Below are 21,342 nucleotides of genomic sequence, written 5' to 3' on the forward strand. Positions count from 1 at the left end.
TGCGCTCCGCAGGTGCCAACAAACCTGGAACTACTAACGCAGAAGAGAATATGAGTATTTCTAAAAAAATAGCCCGCTTAACTTCAGGAGAAAAACCACGGGTCCTTGACCTGTTTGCAGGGTGTGGCGGTATTTCTCTTGGATTTCACTCTGCTGGTTTTGAGATCGTCGGTGCAGTTGAGATAGATGCTGCGGCTGCAAAGTCTCATGCCCTGAATTTTCATCCAAAATCTTTTAACCTGCATGCGCGATCACGCGACATAACAGCAATTGATCCACCTGAACTTCTAAACGAATTTACACTTACTGGCCCAGTCAAAGACCAAGTGGATGTAATAGTGGGTGGGCCGCCTTGCCAAGCATTTGCCCGCGTTGGCAGAGCAAAATTACGAGAAATAGCAGAACACCCTGATGCATTCTTGCGTGATCCTCGTAGTAATCTTTATCTTAGGTACCTTGACTATGTCCGGGCATTGCAACCAATTGCGCTCGTAATGGAAAATGTTCCCGATGTCCTGAATTATGGAGGACACAACATAGCGGAGGAAGTATGTGAAGCTCTTGAGGACTTAGGATATCTTCCTAAATATACCATTCTAAATGCTGTTTTTTATGGTGTTCCTGAAATGAGGGAACGTATGTTTCTTGTGGCCTATCGGAAGGAACTGAAGCCTTGCCTTTGGCATCCTCAACCGTCCCACTGGATTGACTTACCGCAGGGCTATCATGGGTCACGACAAGTCGCACTGCAAACTGTTAAATTCAGCGAACTTGAGGAACACAAGTATTTTGTCGACCCCCCTGAGCCTGATCCCTCTTGCTGTCTTCCCGCCATAACCGCAGAGGAAGCGTTATCAGACCTGCCTGTCATTTCGGAAGACTCACCTCTCAAGCTGATGAAGGGACCTCGTCATTTTAAGGAACTTGCCCCATACCGAAAACCTCCGGGCAATGCTTATCAGCGACTAATGAGGGAGTGGGAAGGGTTTTTATCCTCTAAAGGCGTTTCTGACCACGTTATCCGCTACCTTCCCCGCGACTACAAGATTTTTGCCAGGATGAACCCCGGCGATCAATACCCAGAGGCGCACGAACTGGCCAAAAAAATGTTTGCAGAGAGATTGCTAGAAATCGAGTGTATAGAAGGAGAGAAACCCCAAAAAGGAAGTAGTCGCTATGAGTTGGAATGGGTGCAGTATGTCCCGCCATATGATCCAGGTAAATTCCCCAACAAATGGAGAAAAATGGAGGCTGATAAACCTGCACGAACGCTGATGGCGCATTTAGGTAAAGACAGCTATTCTCATATCCACTACGATAGTAGCCAAGCACGTACAATCTCAGTGAGGGAAGCAGCTAGACTTCAGTCATTCCCTGACGGATTTGTATTCCAGGGACCGATGAATCCAGCCTTCAAACAGATAGGAAACGCCGTCCCTCCGCTTATGGCGAAAGCCGTTGCGGAGGTAATCATAAACGAACTCCAAGGAAGTATAAAACATGCCGAGAAAATTAGCGCTTAAACGACTATCCTCTTCCGACCTCACAATCTTTGAGCATCACTTTCGCCAAACTACTGGGGCGAAGCAGAAGGGTATCAATCTTGATAAAGCGGTAATCATCGGAAGATTCTTTCCAGCTCTTCAATCACGTGCAGATTTACGAAGTGACGCGCTAATTCTGTCAGTTTTTGGGCCTGACGGGGCAGGGCTACAAACTGTAACACGTAAAGTTCTGAAACAGCAGAAGAACTGGCGTTTGAACGGCGAGTACATAAAAGCTCCCGACAACACCCCCAATCGATATGATTCGCTTGAAAAAGATGATTTTGCATTACTTGAGTTCACCGGTGATGTAGAGCCGAAGGCTGTGCGTATCTGCCTGATTGCCCGTGCTTCAGCCAAGGACATTTCACTACACACAGAACTTGACAAAGTATACGGAGCAAGATTCTCCGAGCGGTGTGGAATGATAGAGGTTACTGGTGATGAGCTTTCTGCTGTCTTAACAAAGGCAGAGGTCGCAGAAGATCATCCCATTCTTGACTTTACCGATGTAGATGCGCTTGAGGACGCTGTTCTAGGAGGGGTTGATGGATTATCAACGCTACTCCGACGCAGAAAAAGCCGGGGAGTTACCCAAGAGGAGCTAGCCAAGGCTCGTCAGAATGCCTCGCAGACTGGAAGGCTGGGGGAAGAACTGGTAGATGAATGGCTAGAAAATGAGAAAGCTCATGGGCACTTTTTTGATTATCAGTGGGAGTCGGACGCAAACGCGATAGCCCCTTTTGACTTTGTCGTATCCATAACTCAAAATGACTCGCGTAAAGTTGATGTAAAATCAACAGCAGGAGAATTTACAAACCCAATACATATTTCGATGTCCGAGCTTATTGAAATTGCCACATCAGAAACACCATATGACATCTATCGACTATACGCAGTCTTAGAAGATTTCGCCCGAATGAGAATTGCCTCAAATTTGCGTGAATTTGCATCGATTGTAATCAGTTCTCTTGGAGCACTTCCTCCTGGCGTAAAAATTGATGGAATATCAGTCGATCCACGTCAGCTTCCGTTTGAAGAAAATGAAATTGTGATTGACTTTCGGGAGGAGTCTGTTGACGTTTAAACCTGAGGAAGCTTCTGATTCTGACGTTCTCACTCCCACGCAGCGAAGCTATTGTATGTCTCGCATTCGTGGCAAGAACACCAGACCAGAAATACTCCTTCGGAAAGCCGTCTGGGCAAGAGGATGCCGGTACAGACTTAAAAACAGCCTGCCTGGTAACCCTGACTTTACCTTTCCTCAAAAGAAAGTTGCTGTTTTTGTGGACGGCTGTTTTTGGCATGGGTGTCCGGAACACTGGATTAAACCCCAAAAAAATAATGTTTTCTGGGAAAGTAAAATTCAAGGCAACATCAGTAGGGACAAGATAGTCTGTGATCGGTTAAATGAACTTGGGTGGACCGTAATACGAATTTGGGAGCACGAAATAAAAGCCAATGTAAGTCTCGCTGCAGAGAGAATTTTCAAGACACTTCAATCTTTATAAATAGTTTCACCGTTGGGAAGCCTGCTTTTGTCAGTTTTCATCTTCCTTTACAGTACAGTGGCCGATAACTGCCCCTTCATTGCCCCTGACCGCATTAAAAGTTGCTGAGTTTAGTTGGATTCGCTTGGACTAACTACCAGGAAAAGACGAGCCAACTATTTGATTTCTACAAACTCTCACAACACATCAAAAACATTGATGATTTTCGAATCACATTTACTCTGCTTTTCAGCTATGCCGTCCGCTTCAATGGAATCACCTTCGCCCCTGCCTTCAAGCCATCCAGATAATCCGCCCACTGCTGCATCATCTTCCGGCGTTCTGCAAGGTGGGCTGTCCGGTTGTATGCTCTGCCGTTCGGGTCTTTCACAGCATGTGCAAGCTGATGTTCAATATAATCAGGCCGTACCTGCAACACTTCATCAAGAATCGTTCGAGCCATTGCCCTGAAACCATGGCCAGTCATTTCATCTGATGTATAGCCCATGCGCCGGAGTGCTGCATTGACGGCATTGTTGGTCATGGGGCGAAGCGGTGAACGGTGACAGGGAAAGACATAACGACCGTATCCGGTAAGCGGTTGCAGTTCCCGCAGGACTTCAACGGCTTGTTTTGCGAGGGGCACAATGTGGGGAATTTTCATCTTCATCTTTTCGGCGGGGATGTTCCATTGAGCGCCATCCAGGTCAAGTTCCGACCATTCCATTTGCCGAAGCTCACCAGGACGGACAAACAGCATCGGGGCTAGCTTCAATGCACATTTGACATGGAACGTGCCCTTAAACCCTTCAATAGCCCGCAACAGTTCCGCAACTTCTTTCGGGTCAGTCAGGGCCGCATGATGTTTTTCCCGCACCGGTGGTAATGCGCCCCGAAGGTCTGCGGCAAAATCTCTTTCAGCCCGTCCGGTGGCGGTGGCATACCGCAGCACTTGCCCGCAGATTGTCCTGATCCTGTGGGCAGTTTCAAGCGCCCCCCTCCCCTCTACCCGGCGAAGGATTGCAAGAAGGTCAAGGGGTCGTACTTCTGATACCGGTTTACTGCCGATCCAGGGGAACACATCGCGGGTCAGCCTGTCCATGATCGTTACGGCGTGACCGGGGGACCATTGACCTGAAAACTTATCGTGCCATTCACGGGCGACTGTTTCAAAACAATTCTCTGATGAGGCCAGCACCGCGACTTTCTGCGCCTTCTTTACCGCGCCCGGATCAATACCGTTTGCCAGCAATTCCCTGGCGCTATCACGGCGCTTTCTTGCATCGGCCAAGGTGACGGCCGGATAAGCACCGATTGCCATTACCAGCCGCTTGTCCCCAAATCGGTAATCAAACCTCCAGAGTTTCCCACCTGTCGGCGACACCAGCAGATAAAGGCCGAAGCCATCCATCAGTTTGTAGGCTTGCACTTTCGGTTTTGCGTTCTTGATCTGTACATCGGAAAGAGGGGTAATCCGTTTAGGCATGGCTGCCGTCTCCTTTTTGGAGGTATTTCAACAGAGCTATGGAGGCATCGAAACACCTATGGAGGTATTTGCACCCCAGACATACCTCCAAAACCAACGGATTTCAGCATACAACACCGGACAACCTCGGACAACACAAAAAGAAAAGCCCTTGATTTCTCAAGAGCTTTTACATTTTACCGGACCGTATCGGATTGTTAAATGGTGGAGGCGGTGGGAGTCGAACCCACGTCCGAAAGACCTACGTCCAGAGCTACTACACCGTTAGTCTTTTGATCGATTTAGCCGGTATGCTGTTCAAAAGACAAGGCAGCAAGCCGGCGATCCCTGAATTTCGGACTGCGTAGCGGGCTTACGCGATCCTATTCGGTAGTGAATGACGTCCCCTTCCTACCACCGACATCTCAGTCGGGGACGCCTGTTAAGCAGCGAGTGCAACAGGTTGGGTGTAATAATTGTCGGCAGATATTGCCGTGCAGGTTTATTAAGGTCGGCCACCTGCCCCGACCCGGTGCAACCCGGGAGTTCATTCCCCCGTCGAAACCTTTACGCCCCCAAATTTTCAAAGATCCACCGAAATCAGTATATCCTATCTGGCCTTTATTTTGAAGTCTTTTGCATGCTCCCGCTTCAGGTCCTTCTTTTTCAGGTCCTCCCGCTTGTCGTGCAGCTTTTTCCCCTTGGCGGTTCCCACCTCCACCTTAACCTTGCCGTTTTTGAAGTAAAGCCGCAGCGGCACCGCCGTGCAGCCGTCCTGCCTGATGCGGGCATGCAGCTTGTCGATCTCCTTTGCATGGAGCAGCAGCTTGCGGGGTCGCTCCGGATCGTGATTCTGGCGGTTGCCGAAGTCGTAGGGGGCGATATGCAGGTTGTGGAGCCACGCCTCGCCGTTTTTCACCAGCACGAAGGCGTCGGTCAGGTTGGCCTTGCCGGCCCGCAGCGACTTCACCTCGGTCCCCACCAGGACAATACCGGCCTCAAGCCGCTCTTCGATATGGTATTCGTGGAACGCCCGCTTGTTTGCGCAGATCAGTTTTTCGGACATGATGGTTGAACTGTAGCAGAGCGGCCCCAAAAAGGGAATGGCCGAAACGTTGCAGGGCCTGACCGGACCACCCACTGCGCCCCGCTCTCGGCGGTTGACAAGCCATTCCACGGAGTCTATACAAGTCGGGATACCATCTGTGCGCGTTGCTGCAAGGGGAGGTCGGTCATGATCAGGGTTTTCTACAATACCAACGGCGTCATCTCAAGCCATCTGATCAACAGCGACGAAATCGACCTGATCGAGGCCAACAACCTGATCTGGGTCGATATGCTCTCCCCCAGCATGGCCGAAATCTCGGACATGGACCGCAAACTGGGCCTGGACCTGCCCAGCCGTCAGGAGACGGAAGAGATCGAGTTCAGTGCCCGCTACTGGGAAGACGAGTACGGCATCACCATCAACACCTACTTCCTGGCCAAGCAGGACACCACCACCACCAACGAGACCGTCTCCTTCACCCTGAAGGACAACTTCGTGGTCACCATCCGCTTCGTGGAACTGCCGGTGTTCGGCGATTTTATCCGCAAGCTGACCCTGAACCCCAGCCATTTCACCAGCGGTGCCTGGGTGATGGGGGGTATCCTGGAGATGCGGATCGAGGACGATGCCGATACCCTGGAGGCGGTCTCCCGCGAGATTGCCACCATCGCCCGCCTGAATCCCGGCAACTTCGACGACACCAAAAAGTTTCTCTCCTTCATCGCCAATTTCGAGGCCACCAACATCACCATCCGGGAAAACCTCACCGACAAGCAGCGGGTGCTTTCTTCGCTGCTCAAGACCGGCAAGATTCCCGGTGCACTCAAAAGCGACTTCAGCATCATGATCAAGGACGTCAACTCCCTGATCACCACCGCCAACTTCAACTTCGAGCGGCTTGATTATCTGCAGAACCTGTTTCTCAACTTCCTCAGCATCGAACAGAACAAGGTGATCAAGATTTTCACCGTGATGTCGGTGATCTTCCTGCCCCCCACCCTGATCGCCAGCATTTACGGCATGAACTTCCGGCACCTGCCGGAGTTGGAGCTTTCCTACGGCTACCCGCTGGCCCTCTGCATGATCGTGGTTTCCGCCGTGCTGCCGCTCTATATTTTCAAGAAAAAAGGATGGCTCTGACCCTCCGTCGCGACAAGGACACCCCCTCCATGGATTTTTCCTCCGTTTCGCCGGCACACTCCTTTCCTCCCCGGGACGGTCGGTCCTTCGATGAACGCCGTCCCCTGCTGCTTGCGGCCTGCAAACAGTTTATCACCGACAGCAGGCAGGCGGTGCACAGCCGCCACGATGCCGGCGCCAGCGGCACCGACGTGGTACACTGGCTTGCCCGGATGATGGACACCCTGGTGACCGACCTCTTTGCCGATATCGTGACCGCAGACAACACAGCAGCGGCCCTGGCGGGACACCTCACCCTGGTGGCGGTGGGGGGCTATGGCCGGGGAGAGTTGAACCCCTTCTCCGATGTGGACATCATGTTCCTGCACGACGGCACCGTTCCCCAGGAGACGGTGGAAGCCTTTGCCCAGAAACTGCTCTACTTCCTCTGGGACCTGCGCCTGGATGTGGGCTACTCGGTGCGCACCGCCGCCGACTGCGTCGAGCTGGCCGCCGCCGACGCCACCATCAAGACCGCCCTGATCGACTGCCGTTTCCTGGCGGGACACCCTCCCCTTTTCGACACCCTGCACAAGACCGTGTTCAGGCAGATCCTGCCCAAGTCCAGCGACAGCTTCATCAAGGAAAAGATCGCCGAGATGCGGCGACGCCGGGGCAAGTACGGCGCCACCATCTACCTGCTGGAACCGAACCTCAAGGAGGGCGAGGGAGGGCTGCGCGACCTGCAGACCGCCCTCTGGGTGGCCCGGGTTAAATACAAGTTCGACACCATCAACGAACTGGTCATCAAGGGAGTACTCTCCGAGGAGGAACTGGAGGTCTACCACAACGCCCTTGACCACCTCTGGCGGATGCGCAACGAGATGCACTTCCACACCGGCCGCAAGAGCGACCAGCTGAACTTCGACCTGCAGGTGCACATGGCCCGCTACTTCGGCTATACCGACCGGGGCCGCGTGCTGGCGGTTGAGGATTTCATGCGGGACTTCTACCGCCATGCCGCCCGGGTGGAACATTTCGCCTCCACCCTGGTCTCCCGCTGCATCTGGCGTGACGAAGGGGCGCTGAAGGTGCTGGGCTACTTCGTGCGCCGCCCGGTTGGCGAAGGCTGCTTCGTGCTGAAGGGGGAACTGATCGTCCCGGACGAGTCCGTGGTGGAGAAGAACCCGGCAGTGCTGATGCATATCTTCGAGCTGGCCCAGAAGCACCGGGTTACCCTCAACATCCGGGTCAAGTGGCTGGTGCGCCGTTCCCTGCACCTGGTCAACGACAAATTCCGGCGCAACCGCGCCGTCAACCAGGCGTTCCTGAACATCCTGCGCAGCGACAAGGGGGTGGCCGACACCCTGCGCCTGATGCACCACCTGGAATTCCTGAACGAGTACATTCCCGAGTTCGAACATATCTACTGCAAGGTGCAGCATGACCTCTACCACATCTACACGGTGGATATTCACACCCTCTTTGCCGTGGAGCAGATCGAGGGAATTCTGAACGACACCCTGTCCAGAGAGCTGCCGCTGCCCTGCCGGGTGGCCCGCCAGATCGGCAAGCGGGAACTGCTGATCCTTTCGGTGATGTTCCACGATATCGGCAAGGGAGAAGGGGGCGGTCATGCCGAGAAGGGGGCCGCCATGATCCCCACCATCGCCCGGCGGATGGGGCTCTCCAAGGAGGATTCGGAGCGGCTGGAGTTCCTGGTGCGAAACCACCTGCTCTTCGCCCATATCGCCCAGCGCCGCGACCTGTCCGACGAAAAGATGATCCTGCAGTTCGCCCGCCAGATGGGAACCAGCGAAAACCTGAAGATGCTCTACCTGCTCACCGTGGCCGACGTGCGGGCCGTGGGGTCGGACGTCTGGACCACCTGGAAGGCGTCGCTGCTGAACGAGCTGTACGAGAAGGCGTTCAACATCCTGGAGCGGGGCGACTTCAAGCTGGAGGCCGGCAGCGAGCGGGCCCGCACCATCCGCCGCACGGTGCGCGAAATGGTGGAGTACGACATCCCCGCCGTCACGGCCCGTGAGGAACTGCGGGCCCTGCCGGTGCGCTACCTGCTCTCCACGCCGCTTGCCGACATCGCCGACCACCTGCGCCTGCTGGTCCGCCTGGAAAGCAGCGACCTGGTGCTGCAGGTGCGGCACGAGCCGGAACACGGCTACTCCACCATCACCATCTGTACCTTCGACGTCTACGGCCTCTTCGCCATGATCACCGGCGTCATGGCGGCAGGCGGCATGAACATCCTGGGCGCCCAGATCAACACCAGCAAGAAGGGGAAAGTGCTGGACATCCTGCAGGTCAACTCTCCCCAGGGGTTCCTGATCACCGACGAAAACCGCTGGCAGAAGGCCGAGGACGACCTGCGCAAGGTGCTGCACGGCACCCTCTCCGTAGTGGAGATGGTGGAAAACCGTCACCGCCCCACCCTGCTCACCAGCAAGCCGGCGCCGCGGGTTCCCACCCGGGTGGAGATCGACAACGAAGTCTCCGAGGAGTACACGGTCATCGATATCTACGCCCACGACAAGGTGGGACTGCTCTACCTGATCACCAGCACCCTGAACCGGCTGGGGCTTTACATCGGCGTCTCCAAGATCTCCACCAAGGTGGATCAGGTGGCCGACGTCTTTTACGTCAAGGATATCTTCGGCCACAAGATCATTGCCGAGGACAAGCTGAACGACATCAAAAGCACCCTGGCTGCCGCCATCGACGACTGGACATGAACCGGCTGCTCGACCTGTTCCTGGCCTGGCTTTCCGCGGAACGGGGACTGTCCCGCAACACCCGCGACGCCTACGCCGCGGACCTGGCCCGCTACCTGGACAGCCTGGAGGCCCGGGACCGGCGGGAGCCGGACCAGGTGCTGCCCACCGACATCGCCGAGTTCCTGGCCAGGGAGCGGGAACGGGGACTGGCCCCCCGCAGCCGGGCGCGGCTCTTGTCCTCCATCCGGATGTTTCACAAGTTTCTGCTGATCGAACGGTACGCCACCGTCAACCCGGCCACCCTGGTGGATGCTCCCCGCACCGCCCGCACCCTGCCGATGTTTCTGAACAACTCCGAAGTGGAAGCGCTCCTGGCGGCGCCGGCAGGGGACCGGCCGGAGGATATCCGGGACCGGGCCATGCTGGAGCTGCTCTACGCCACGGGCCTGCGGGTGTCGGAACTGGTGGGGCTGAAGCTGCGGGAGCTGAACCTGGCGGTTGGGTATCTCATGACCGTGGGCAAGGGAAACAAGGAACGTCTGGTACCGGTGGGGGAGACCGCCTGCCGGCGGGTGGCCGACTACCTGGAGCGGGTCCGCACCAGGCAGGACCCCGAGGGGAGCAAGACCCATCTCTTCCTCTCCCGCCTGGGGGAGGCCATGACCCGCCAGGCGTTCTGGAACATCATCAAGAAACGGGCCTACCAGGCCGGCATCGCCCGCAACATCTCCCCCCACACCCTGCGCCATTCCTTTGCCACCCACCTGCTGGCAAACGGTGCCGACCTGCGCAGCGTCCAGCTGATGCTGGGTCACGCCGACCTCTCCAGCACCCAGATCTACACCCATGTCACCAAGGAGCGGCTGAAGAAACTGCACCAGAGCATCCATCCGCGGGGATAATGAAACCGAGCATCAAAGGCAATGGCACGCGGATTACACGGATGCGGCGGATTTACGCAGATTTCAAAAATTTTTCCTGTTCTGGTGTATCCGCGCAGATCCGTTCAAATCCGGCCTTTTCCGCGTGCCATGAACGTTTTTCCTCCGCGCGCTCCGCGGCTCCGCATGCCCTCGCCTTACTTTTCGCAATATCTTGCGTCAAAACCCCGACATTGACACCAGATATTGGCCTGGGGCATACTTTTTCCTCACTGCTCACCCGGAGGCCGTCCCATGGAAGTTGCTGCATCGGCAGACGCCGTCACCCCTTTTGTCCATCTCCACCTCCATTCACAGTATTCGCTGCTCGACGGCGCCATCCGGATCGAAGACCTGGTGGCCAAGGCCAAGGCCTACAACATGCCGGCCCTGGCCATCACCGACCACGGCAACATGTTCGGGGCCGTGGAGTTCTACCTCAAGTGCAAGAAAGCCGGCATCAAGCCGCTGATCGGCTGCGAGCTGTACATCGCCCCTGATTCGCGTTTTTCCAAGGATTCAAAAGGAATCTCCGAGGCTGCCTACCATCTGATTCTGCTCTGCGAGAACCTAGAGGGGTACAAGAACCTCTCCTACCTCACCTCCGCCGGGTTCAAGGAGGGGTTCTACTACCGCCCCCGCATCGACCGGGAGCTGCTGGAAAAGCATGCCGACGGCCTGATTGCGCTCTCCGCCTGCCTGAAAGGCGAAGTTGCCATGCAGTGCGGCCGGGGCCGGATGGAGGAGGCGATCGAGACCGCCCGCTGGTACGCCGACCTGTTTCCCGGACGCTACTACATCGAACTGCAGGAAAACACCCTGCCGGAGCAGGATACGGTCAACAAGCGGCTCCTGGAGGTGGCCCGGGAACTGGCCCTGCCCCTGGTGGCCACCAACGACTGCCACTACCTGAACCGGGAGGATGCCCGGGCCCATGAGGTGCTGCTCTGCATCCAGACCGGCAAGACCATGTCCGACCCGACCCACATGAAGTTCTCGGCGGACGAGTTCTACGTCAAGACCCCGCAGGAGATGGCAGCGGCCTTTTCCTACGTGCCGGAGGCGGTGGCAAACACGGTACGGATCGCGGAGCGCTGCAACCTGGAGCTGCCGCTGGAGCAGGAGTACTACTTCCCCCACTTCGAACCGCCGGCAGGGAAAAGCCACGACGACCTGCTGGCCGAGCAGGCCCGCAAAGGGTTGGCAGAGCGGTTGGTGACCATCCGGGCCAAGTACCCGGACATGACCCCCGAGCAGGAGCAGGCCTACCACGACCGCCTGCAGGTGGAGCTGGACTGTATCCGCGCCATGAAGTTCCCGGCCTACTTCCTGATCGTGGCCGACTTCATCAACTGGGCCAAGGAGCACGGCATCCCGGTGGGACCGGGACGGGGCTCCGCCGCCGGCTCCCTGGTGGCCTACGCCATCCGGATCACCGACCTGGACCCGCTGCCCTACAACCTGCTGTTCGAGCGGTTTTTGAACCCGGAACGGATATCCATGCCCGATATCGACGTGGACTTCTGCCAGGACCAGCGGGAAAAGGTGATCGACTACGTGGTCAACAAGTACGGCCGCGACCGGGTCTGCCAGATCATCACCTTCGGGACCATGAAGGCCAAGGCGGTGGTGCGGGATGTGGGGCGGGCTCTGGACATGACCTACGGCGACGTGGACCGGATCGCCAAGCTGATCCCGGACGACCTGAAGATGACCATTGAGAAGGCCATCAAGCAGGAAGCCCAGCTGCGGGAACTGGCCGAAAGCGATCCCAAGGTGAAGGAGCTGCTGGAAACCGCGGTCTGCCTGGAGGGACTCACCCGCCACGCCTCCACCCATGCCGCGGGCGTCGTGGTGGCCCCCAACCGGATGGAGGAGTTTCTGCCGGTCTACAAGGACCAGAAGACCGGCTCCATCAACACCCAGTACTCCATGAAGTACGTGGAGATGGTGGGCCTGGTGAAGTTCGACTTCCTGGGTCTCAAGAACCTCACCGTGATCCAGAACGCGGTACGGCTGGTGCGGGAGGGGAAGGACCCGAACTTCGACATCGCGGTTCTGCGGGACGACGACAAGGCCAGTTACGACCTGATCTCCTCCGGCAACACCACCGGCATCTTCCAGCTTGAATCCAGCGGCATGAAGGAGATGCTGGTCAAGCTGAAACCCTCCTGCTTCGAAGACGTCATCGCCGCCTGCGCCCTCTACCGTCCCGGCCCCCTGGGCTGCGGCATGGTGGACGACTTTATCGAACGCAAACACGGCCGCCAGAAGGTGGTCTACGACCTGCCCCAGCTGGAGCCGATCCTGAAGGACACCTACGGGGTCATCGTCTACCAGGAGCAGGTCATGCAGATTTCCCGCTCCCTGGCCGGCTACTCCCTGGGACGGGCCGACCTCTTGCGCCGCGCCATGGGAAAGAAGGACCCAGCGGTCATGGCCAAGGAAAAGGAGCCGTTCCTGGCCGGGGCCAAGGCCCAAGGGATCGACCCCAAGAAGGCCGAGGCGATTTTCGACCAGATGGCCAAGTTCGCCGAGTACGGCTTCAACAAGTCCCACTCCGCCGCCTACGCGCTGATCGCCTACCAGACCGCCTATTTGAAGGCCCACTACCCGGTGGAGTTCATGGCGGCCCTGCTGACCTGCGACATGGACAGCACCGACAAGGTGCTGAAAAACATCAGCGACTGCCGCGAACAGGGGATCGAGGTGCTGCCGCCGGACATAAACAGCTCCGGCCAGTCCTTCACCGTGGTGGGGAACTCCATGCGTTTCGGCCTGGGGGCCATCAAGGGGGTGGGAGCCGGTGCCGTGGAGTCGATCATCGAAGCCCGGGCCGAAGGCCCCTTCACCGACCTGTACGACTTCTGCGAGCGGGTGGACCTGCGGCGGGTCAACAAGCGGGTGCTGGAAGCGCTGATCAAGTGCGGCGCCTTCGACTCCCTGCACAGATGGCGGGCCCCGCTGATGGCGGCCCTGGACGACGCCATGGCCACGGGCCAGAAGTTCCAGGAAGAGCGGGACAGTGCCCAGGTGTCGCTCTTCGGCGACATGCCCGCCGCAACGGCGCCCCGTAGCGGCCGCAAGCTGCCCAACGTCGAGGAGTGGCACGACAAGGAAAAACTGGGCTACGAAAAGGAGGCCCTGGGCTTCCTGATCACCGGCCACCCCCTTGACCGCTATGCCGCGGACATCCAGCGTCTTGCCAGCAGCACCATCACCGGCCTCTCCGACCTGCCGGACGGCAGCGAGGTGCGCTTGTGCGGCATCGTCACCGCCTGCAAGGAGATCACCACCAAAAAAGGGGACCGGATGGGGTTCGTCACCCTGGAGGACCTGACCGGCGCCATCGAGATCACCGTCTTCTCCGACATGTACGTCCCGGCCGTGGGGCTGCTTAAGTCCGACGATCCGCTGGTGATCACCGGCAAGCTGGAAAAGGGGGAAAAGGGGTGCAAACTGCTGGTGATGAAGCCCCAGGAGGGGAACGGCCGCAAGTTTCAGCAGGGGGGCAACGGCGACATCCGCCTGCTGCACGACGTGCAGGCCCAGGCCACCACCCGGGTCCGGCTGGCGCTGCGGCTGCCGGAGCTCTCCAGCGACCGGCTGCAGCCGATCCGGGAACTGCTGGAGCGGTACCCCGGGAACCTGCCGGTGCAGGTGCAGTTTGAAATCCCCAACCGCAGCCGCACCACCATCAAGCTGCCCGATCACCTGAAGGTGGCGGCCAGCGATGAATTTAGGGTGGCGGTGGAGCGGTGTGTCGGCTATAATGCCGCAATTTTCGAGTAGGGGAATGGTCTTTTTCCGCCCTGGCCGCGTCAAGCGGCGGCGTTACTTGTGCGGCGTACCACACGGGTACGCCTCCGCGTAACACCTTGCCTGCCGCAACCAGAACGAAAAAATCCACATTCCTGCGCCACTATTGTAGCGTATATCAATTAAATATATCTGATCATGAGGTGCTGATATGGCAGCCACTGTCTACATGGAGTTTGAAAAGCCGATTGCGGAACTGGAGAAAAAGATCGAGGAGCTGCGCAAGCTGGCCGGCGACGGCATGGACTTTTCCACCGAGCTGGAGGCTCTGGAAAAAAAGGTGGAAAACGAGCGGATCGAGATTTTCAACAACCTCACCCGCTGGCAGAAGGCCCAGGTGGCCCGCCATATCAACCGTCCCTTTACCCTGGACTATCTCAAGCACCTGTTCACCGATTTCTCCGAACTGCACGGCGACCGTAACTTCGGCGACGACCATGCCATTGTCGGTGGCCTGGCCCGCTTCGACGGCCAGCCGGTGATGGTGGTGGGACACCAGAAGGGACGGGACACCAAGGAAAAGGTCTTCCGCAACTTCGGCATGCCCAACCCGGAAGGGTATCGCAAGGCGCTACGCCTGTTCCAGATGGCGGAGCAGTTCGGGCTGCCGATCATCACCTTTGTGGACACCCCCGGCGCCTATCCCGGCATCGGCGCCGAAGAGCGGGGCCAGGCGGAAGCCATTGCCCGCAACCTGCGGGAGATGGCCCGTCTGACCGTGCCGGTCATTGTATGCGTCACCGGCGAAGGCGGCTCCGGCGGAGCCCTGGCCATTGCCGTGGGCAACCGGGTGCTGATGCTGGAGCACTCCGTCTATGCCGTTATCTCGCCGGAAGGATGCGCCGCCATCCTCTGGTCCGACGGCACCAAGGGACAGCAGGCAGCCGAGGCGCTGAAGCCCACTGCCCAGGACATCATTCAGCTCGGTGTCATCGACGAAATCATCCACGAGCCGGTGGGTGGCGCCCACCGCGATCACGAAGCCACGGCCCAGGCCCTGGGTTCAGCCATCCGTCGGCACCTGGCCGAACTGCAGCAGATGACGCCGGAACAGCTGGTTGAGGACCGCTATCAGAAGTTCCGGGCCATGTCCCGCTTTGTGGAGTAGTCCGCGGCCCGGGAAATCGTTGTGCATCACCTGCCCTGGAAGAGGCGGCCCGACGGCCGCCTCTTCCGGTCTCACGTTCAGGAAAGGAACACCCCATGACACCGGACCTGCACACCCCTGCCGACCTGCTCCAGCTTTCCGGCAGCTACTGGGCCACCTGCGCACTGCATGCCGGGGTCGCCCTTGACCTGTTCACTCCCCTGGCCGGGCAGCCCGGCACGGCAGCAGAGCTGGCCGAGCGTCAGCACCTGGAACCGCGGGCTCTTGCCATGCTGCTGGACGCCCTGACCGCCCTGGGGCTGCTGACAAAACAGGCTGACCGCTACGAGGCGCAGCCGGCAGCGTCCCGCTTTCTCTCCCGCTCCTCTGCGGAGTACCTGGGACATATCATCATGCATCACCATCACCTGATGGCCGGCTGGTCCCGGCTGGATGAAGCGGTGCGCAACGGCGGCCCGCTGCGGGACCCGGTGATCAATGCCTGCGACGACTCGGTGCGGGAGAGCTTCCTGATGGGGATGTTCAACCTGGCCTCCCTGCTGGCCCCCCGCATTGCCGCCGGCATCGACCTGACCGGCAGGAAGCGGCTGCTGGACCTGGGAGGCGGCCCCGGCACCTATGCCGTGGCCTTCTGCCGGCAGTATCCCGGCCTGACGGCAACGGTCTACGACCTCCCCTCCACCCGCCCCTTTGCCGAGCGGGTCATCGGCGCCGCGGCCTTAAGCGACCGGGTTGCCTTCCATGACGGCGACTACCACCAGAGCGACATCCCCGGCGGCTTCGATGTTGCCTGGCTTTCCCACGTGCTCCATGCCGACGGTCCCGAGCACTGTGCCCGGATGCTGGCCAAGGCCGTTGCCGCCCTTGAGCCGGGCGGCCTGCTGCTGGTGCAGGAGTTCATCCTTGACGACTCCAAGGACGGCCCCCTCTTTCCGGCGCTGTTCTCTCTGAACATGCTGCTGGGAACCTCGCGGGGACAGTCCTACTCCGGGGCGGAACTGACGGAACTGATGACTGCGGCCGGTCTGCGCGACGTCGGGCGTCTGCCCCTGGAGCTGCCCAACGGTGCCGGTATCATGGCGGGAACCGTCTGAGTGTCGGGCGACACCGCAGGACAAACCCCTTGACGGGTCGCCACCTGTCGGACGATAGTAGCCACTGATTTTCATACCCAGGGAGTTTTCATGTTTCGTGAAGAACACACACTGCTCGACGACCTGACCGGTCGTATTTCATCGCTCCGGAGGTCCCTTTGACCTTGATGTCAAACGGGAAGAACTGCAGGAGCTGGACGCCCGGATCGCCGCCCCCGGCTTCTGGGACGACCCTGCCGGGTCCCAGGATATTCTGAGAAAACGGACCACCCTGGAAAAACTGATCACCACCTGGGACAGCCTGAACCGTCAGGCCGAGGATGTGCGGGTGATGATCGAACTGGGGGAAGAGGCGGCTGACGAGGAGACCCTGGCTGAAGTTCACCAGATGAACGACAAGTTGCGGGAGGGAGTTGAAGCGGCTGAATTCCAGCGCATGCTCTCCGGCTCCCACGACCGAAACGGCTGCTTCGTCTCGGTGAACTCCGGCGCCGGCGGCACCGAGTCCCAGGACTGGGCCGGCATGCTGCTCAGGATGCTCTTGCGCTACTGCGAGAAGAAGGGATGGAAAACCACCATCACCGACTACCAGGACGGCGAGGAAGCGGGACTTAAATCCGCCACCTTCAGCGTCAGCGGCGAATACGCCTACGGCCACTTGAAGGCCGAGGCCGGAGTACACCGGCTGGTGCGCCTCTCCCCCTTTGACAGCAACAACCGCCGTCACACCTCCTTTGCCTCGGTGTTCGTGTTTCCCGAGATCGAGGAGGAGGAGATCGACATCAAGGTGCCGGATTCGGACCTGCGGGTGGACACCTACCGCTCCAGCGGCGCCGGCGGCCAGCACGTCAACACCACCGACTCGGCGGTGCGGATCACCCATATCCCCACCGGCATCGTGGTGGCCTGCCAGTCGGAGCGCAGCCAGATCATGAACCGGGCCACGGCCATGAAGGTGCTGCTGGCCAAGCTCTACGAGCGGGAACTGGAGGAACGCAGCTCCAAGGCGTCGGAACTGGCCGGCGAGAAGAAGGAGATCGGCTGGGGCAGCCAGATCCGTTCCTACGTGCTGCACCCCTACAAGATGGTGAAGGACCTGCGTACCGGTGTGGAGTCCCCCACCCCGGACGTGGTGCTGGACGGCGATCTGGATCAGTTCGTGATCCCCTTCCTGATGGGAGTGCGCCGCGACGTGAAGGACGAGGACTAACGTGCCATGAACCATGCCGTACGTACAGGAGTGCTGATTGCAGCCATCATGACCCTGACCGCCGCCCCGGGCTGCGCCACGCCGCCGTCCCTCAAGCGCGGCAACGCCGAGATCAGGTCCGGCAGCAGCGTGAAATATGCCAAAGGGGTCAGCAGTCTGGGGTTCGCCATCCAGATGGGAGCCTTTTCCGACGTCAAGAATGCGGAGCGATTCACCACGCAGTTGCAGGCCAAGGGGATCGAGGCGTTCTACTACCGCAAGGACAACGGCATCTACGCCGTCCGCTTCGGTGATTTTCCCAGCAGGGAGAAGGCGCGGGCCGCGGCCAACCGCCTGGTGGCCGACCGGTTGATCGAGAGCTACTACATCGCTCCGCCCCGGGAGGTGGTGTTCAGCGCCTCCAAGCCAGCCCCGACACATCGCCCGGCCACCGACACCCGGCTGCCCGGTTACCGTCCCCCTGCTCCCGCCGGTCGCACCAACGAGCTGGGGCTGCCGGTGGAAGCGCCGGAAACCGCTCGCCCCGCCCCGCCTCCGAAAGCGGGAGAACGGGACATGGGCTTCATCGCCGCCCGTACCGCCGAGCGGTTCGTCGGTATTCCCTACCAGTGGGGCGGAGACACGGTGGTGGACGGCATGGACTGCAGCGGCTTCACCCGGGCCGTCTACAACCTGTGCGGCATCAACATTCCCCGTACTTCCCGCGAGCAGTTCAAGGCGGGCAATGCGATTCCCAAAGAGGAGCTGCGGGACGGCGATCTGGTCTTCTTCGGCACTTCGGAAAGCTCCATCAACCATGTCGGCATCTACGTCGGCAACGGCAAATTCGTCCACGCCCCCCGCCGGGGTGAGGAAATCCGTACCGCCTCCATCGGCGAATCCTATTTCGAGCGCCGTTTTGTCGGCGCCCGCCGTTATTTCCAATAACCAGGAGAGATTGTTACCATGGCACGCATCAGACCTTTCATGGCGCTCCGTCCCCCCGTCCATCTGGCCGCCCGGGTAGCGGCACTCCCCTACGACGTCATGGATGTGGAGGAGGCCCGCGCCATGGCGGCGGGCAACGCCGATTCCTTCCTGCACGTCTCCCGGCCCGAGATCGATCTGCCGGCCAGTGTCGATCCCTACGATGAGCAGGTGTACCGGCAGGGAAAAACCAACCTGGCCGATTTCCTGAACCGGCGAGTGCTGATCCAGGACCCGGCCCCCTGCTACTACATCTACCGTCAGCGGATGGGGTCTGTGGTTCAGACCGGCCTGGTGGCCTGCGCCGCCGTGGACGACTACCAGTCCGGGGTGATCAAGAAACACGAGCAGACCAGGGCCGACAAGGAAGAGGACCGGGTCCGGCATATCGACCTGCTGGATGCCAACGACGAGCCGGTCTTCTATATCTTCCGCAGCAACCCGGAGGTGGAGGAGATTCTGGCCGCTGCTACCTTTGAACAGCCCGATTACCATTTCACCACCTCCGACGGCGTCTCCCACACCCTCTGGGTGGTGCCGGACCAAGAGGTCATCGACCGGCTGACCGGATTGTTTGCCGCCATTCCCCGGTTGTACGTTGCCGACGGCCACCACCGCAGCGCCGCCGCCTCACGGGTGCGGGATCTGCGCAAGGCTGTCAATCCGGCCCACAGCGGTGAGGAGGAGTACAACTACTTCCTCACCGTCATCTTCCCGGAAAGCCAGTTGAACATCATGCCGTACAACCGGGTGGTGAAGGACTTAAACGGCCGCGATAGCGCGCAGTTCCTGGCGGAGGTGGGCAGCGCCTTCACGGTGGAGGAGGCGGCCGCGGCGGTTGCCCCCACCTGCCGCCACCAGTTCGGCATGTACCTGGGGGGACGCTGGTACCGGCTGACGGCCCGACCGGAACTGGTGGACGAGAGTAATACCGTGGAGCGGCTGGATGTCTCCATCCTGCAGCAACGACTGCTCAACCCGGTACTGGGGATCGAGAACCCCCGCACCGACAAGCGGATCAACTTCGTGGGGGGGATCCGGGGGCTCGACGAGCTGGTACGGCTGGTGGACGGCGGTGACTATGCCGTGGCCTTTTCCCTGCATGCCACCTCCATCACCGAGCTGATCGAACTGTCCGACGAGGACCGGATCATGCCGCCCAAATCCACCTGGTTTGAGCCGAAGTTACGCAGCGGGCTGTTCGTGCATCTGCTGTCGTAAATGTATAACAAGCAATGGCATGCGGATAACGCGGATCGGGCGGATTCACGCTGATTTATTTTCATTCTCCGGTTTATCCGCGCATATCCGCTGAAATCAGATTTGATCCGCGTGCCATTGCTTCTGATTTTTTCAATGGTTTCCAGCTCGTCCGGCACAGGAGGCGTTCCATGCGCTACTGGCTCTTCAAATCCGAACCGGCCTGTTTCTCCTTCACCAACCTGCAAGCCCGTCCCGGCGGTATCGAGCACTGGGACGGAGTCCGCAACTTTCAGGCCCGCAATTTCCTGCGCGACGAGATCAAGAGCGGCGACCGGGTGCTGTTCTACCACAGTTCCATTCCGGAGCCGGCGGTGGTGGGGCTGTGCACCGTGGTGCGGGACGGCTACCCGGACCACACCGCCCTGGATCCCCGCGCCGACCACTTCGATCCCAGAGCAACCGCCGAAAAACCGATCTGGTACATGGTGGATGTGCGGGCCGACCGGCCGCTGCCCCGGGAAGTACCGCTGGCAGTGATCCGTGAGCATCCGCTTCTTGCCGCCATGCCGCTGGTGAACCGCAGCCGTCTCTCGGTGCAGCCGGTAACCGAAGAACAGTTCAACCTGATTCTGCACCTGGGAGGGCTCCGATGAACGTACGTCACCTGCTCATAGTCCTGACCTATTTTGTCATGACGTCGACCGCCATGGCTGCTCCGCGTGAAATCACCGTGTACAGCGACGGCATTCTCATCGAGCAGGAGGTAACGGTCCGCAAGGGAGGCACGGAGTTTTCCCTGCCGGCACCGATCCGGGAGAACAGCCTGCGGGTGAAGCCGTTGGACGGCGGCAGCATCGGCCGGGTGGAACTGGTTCCGTTCAGGCTGCCGGAAAAACAGCAGAAGGAGCTGGACAGCCTGACCGAGCAGAAAAGCCGCCTGGAGGACCGCCTGAAGGCGCTGGACACTCGCGAGGAGATATTCGCCGCTGCGGCAAAATCCCAGAGTTCCAAAACTCCGCGCAAGACCAAGACCAACCCCGATCCCCTGGCGGCGGTGCGCCAAGGGACCGATTTCGCCATCGCCCAACTGGAGGCGGTGAATACCTCCCGGCGCCGTACCATCCAGGAACTGAAACGGGTCGAAGCCCGCCTCGCCGCGGTGCAGAAAGCGGTGACCGGCGGCCCCACCGTCAGGATCACGGCGCCGGCCCCCCGTATCAGGATCGCCGCCGTGCTGGCGGAAGGCGCCTGGACCCCCTCCTACGATATCCGTCTGCAGGGGGACGGCTTCGCCCTGCTGACCCTACTGGCCCGGCTTCCCGTTCTGCCGGAGGGGTACGCTGTCCGGGTGGTCAACGCTTCCCTGGGCGGCAGCCGGCAGGAACAGGCACTGCCGGTAACGGCCGCCGGCCCGGTCCGCCTGGCGCAGTGGCGTCTGCCGGTGGAGCAGGAGCGAACAGTCAACGCCCCCCTCCCCTCCTGCCAGTTCCTCATCAGAAACAACAGCGGCACCCCCCTGGCCGCCGGCGAGGCGGCGCTCTACGTGGCCGGCGAATACCTGGGCACCGTGCTGCTCCCCGCCCTTGCCGGCGACGCCACGGCAAAGATCTCACTTCCCTGACGC

Annotated in this window: 16 protein-coding genes and 1 other RNA gene; 14 read left to right on the forward strand and 3 right to left on the reverse strand. The window is 59.5% G+C overall.

Annotated elements, in window-relative coordinates:
• The first annotated feature begins 50 nt into the window (after window positions 1-50).
• Genes RAK07_RS09125 through RAK07_RS14060 form a run of 3 tightly spaced genes read left to right on the forward strand, consistent with a single transcriptional unit; the run spans window position 51 to window position 3,055 of the window.
• Complete coding sequence (locus RAK07_RS09125) at window positions 51-1,523, forward strand: DNA cytosine methyltransferase (protein WP_305732525.1); 1,473 nt, start codon at window positions 51-53, stop codon at window positions 1,521-1,523.
• A complete protein-coding gene (locus tag RAK07_RS09130) occupies window positions 1,501-2,631 on the forward strand; it encodes a hypothetical protein (protein WP_305732526.1) in 1,131 nt (376 codons plus the stop codon). The genes RAK07_RS09125 and RAK07_RS09130 overlap by 23 nt, the downstream gene beginning before the upstream one ends.
• Complete coding sequence (locus RAK07_RS14060; protein ID WP_374215758.1) at window positions 2,621-3,055, forward strand: very short patch repair endonuclease; 435 nt, start codon at window positions 2,621-2,623, stop codon at window positions 3,053-3,055. The genes RAK07_RS09130 and RAK07_RS14060 overlap by 11 nt, the downstream gene beginning before the upstream one ends.
• A 232-nt stretch (window positions 3,056-3,287) precedes the next feature.
• Here RAK07_RS14060 and RAK07_RS09135 read toward each other — a convergent pair whose 3' ends face one another.
• The 3 genes from RAK07_RS09135 to smpB all read right to left on the reverse strand — a co-directional run bounded on the left by RAK07_RS09135 (window position 3,288) and on the right by smpB (window position 5,565).
• Window positions 3,288-4,520 (reverse strand): tyrosine-type recombinase/integrase, encoded by a 1,233-nt coding sequence (locus RAK07_RS09135; RefSeq protein WP_305732527.1) that lies wholly within the window; start codon window positions 4,518-4,520, stop codon window positions 3,288-3,290.
• A 202-nt stretch (window positions 4,521-4,722) separates the two neighbouring features.
• Window positions 4,723-5,076, reverse strand: a transfer-messenger RNA (tmRNA) gene (gene ssrA / locus RAK07_RS09140).
• A 33-nt stretch (window positions 5,077-5,109) separates the two neighbouring features.
• On the reverse strand, window positions 5,110-5,565 hold the full coding sequence (gene smpB / locus RAK07_RS09145; RefSeq protein WP_305732528.1) for an SsrA-binding protein SmpB: 456 nt from the start codon (window positions 5,563-5,565) through the stop codon (window positions 5,110-5,112).
• Between the two features lie 168 nt (window positions 5,566-5,733).
• Here smpB and corA point away from each other — a divergent pair, with 168 nt between their 5' ends.
• The 11 genes from corA to RAK07_RS09200 all read left to right on the forward strand — a co-directional run bounded on the left by corA (window position 5,734) and on the right by RAK07_RS09200 (window position 21,339).
• Window positions 5,734-6,687 (forward strand): magnesium/cobalt transporter CorA, encoded by a 954-nt coding sequence (corA, locus tag RAK07_RS09150; RefSeq protein WP_305732529.1) that lies wholly within the window; start codon window positions 5,734-5,736, stop codon window positions 6,685-6,687.
• Window positions 6,688-6,716: 29 nt separating this feature from the next.
• Complete coding sequence (gene glnD / locus RAK07_RS09155) at window positions 6,717-9,416, forward strand: [protein-PII] uridylyltransferase (RefSeq protein WP_305733501.1); 2,700 nt, start codon at window positions 6,717-6,719, stop codon at window positions 9,414-9,416.
• On the forward strand, window positions 9,413-10,300 hold the full coding sequence (gene xerD, locus RAK07_RS09160) for a site-specific tyrosine recombinase XerD (RefSeq protein WP_305732530.1): 888 nt from the start codon (window positions 9,413-9,415) through the stop codon (window positions 10,298-10,300). Before glnD ends, xerD begins: the two co-directional genes overlap by 4 nt.
• A 273-nt stretch (window positions 10,301-10,573) precedes the next feature.
• Window positions 10,574-14,110, forward strand: coding sequence for a DNA polymerase III subunit alpha (gene dnaE, locus RAK07_RS09165; RefSeq protein WP_305732531.1), 3,537 nt, complete (start codon window positions 10,574-10,576; stop codon window positions 14,108-14,110).
• A 178-nt stretch (window positions 14,111-14,288) separates the two neighbouring features.
• Window positions 14,289-15,245 (forward strand): acetyl-CoA carboxylase carboxyltransferase subunit alpha, encoded by a 957-nt coding sequence (locus RAK07_RS09170; RefSeq protein ID WP_305732532.1) that lies wholly within the window; start codon window positions 14,289-14,291, stop codon window positions 15,243-15,245.
• Between the two features lie 95 nt (window positions 15,246-15,340).
• Window positions 15,341-16,339, forward strand: coding sequence for a methyltransferase (locus RAK07_RS09175; protein ID WP_305732533.1), 999 nt, complete (start codon window positions 15,341-15,343; stop codon window positions 16,337-16,339).
• 90 nt (window positions 16,340-16,429) lie between these two features.
• A protein-coding gene (prfB, locus tag RAK07_RS09180) for a peptide chain release factor 2 (protein WP_305732534.1) occupies window positions 16,430-17,549 on the forward strand; the annotation gives its coding sequence in 2 pieces (ribosomal slippage) (window positions 16,430-16,498 and window positions 16,500-17,549; 1,119 coding nt in all).
• Window positions 17,550-17,555: 6 nt separating this feature from the next.
• Window positions 17,556-18,476 (forward strand): NlpC/P60 family protein, encoded by a 921-nt coding sequence (locus RAK07_RS09185; RefSeq protein ID WP_305732535.1) that lies wholly within the window; start codon window positions 17,556-17,558, stop codon window positions 18,474-18,476.
• Window positions 18,477-18,494: 18 nt separating this feature from the next.
• Window positions 18,495-19,736, forward strand: coding sequence for a DUF1015 domain-containing protein (locus RAK07_RS09190; RefSeq protein WP_305732536.1), 1,242 nt, complete (start codon window positions 18,495-18,497; stop codon window positions 19,734-19,736).
• 170 nt (window positions 19,737-19,906) lie between these two features.
• The gene (locus tag RAK07_RS09195) at window positions 19,907-20,371 is read left to right on the forward strand and encodes an EVE domain-containing protein (protein WP_305732537.1); all 465 of its coding nucleotides are present in this window, start codon (window positions 19,907-19,909) and stop codon (window positions 20,369-20,371) included.
• Window positions 20,368-21,339 (forward strand): DUF4140 domain-containing protein, encoded by a 972-nt coding sequence (locus RAK07_RS09200; protein WP_305732538.1) that lies wholly within the window; start codon window positions 20,368-20,370, stop codon window positions 21,337-21,339. The genes RAK07_RS09195 and RAK07_RS09200 overlap by 4 nt, the downstream gene beginning before the upstream one ends.
• Window positions 21,340-21,342: the final 3 nt, after the last annotated feature.

The sequence above is a fragment of the Trichlorobacter ammonificans genome (assembly GCF_933509905.1).
Lineage (GTDB): Bacteria > Desulfobacterota > Desulfuromonadia > Geobacterales > Pseudopelobacteraceae > Trichlorobacter > Trichlorobacter ammonificans.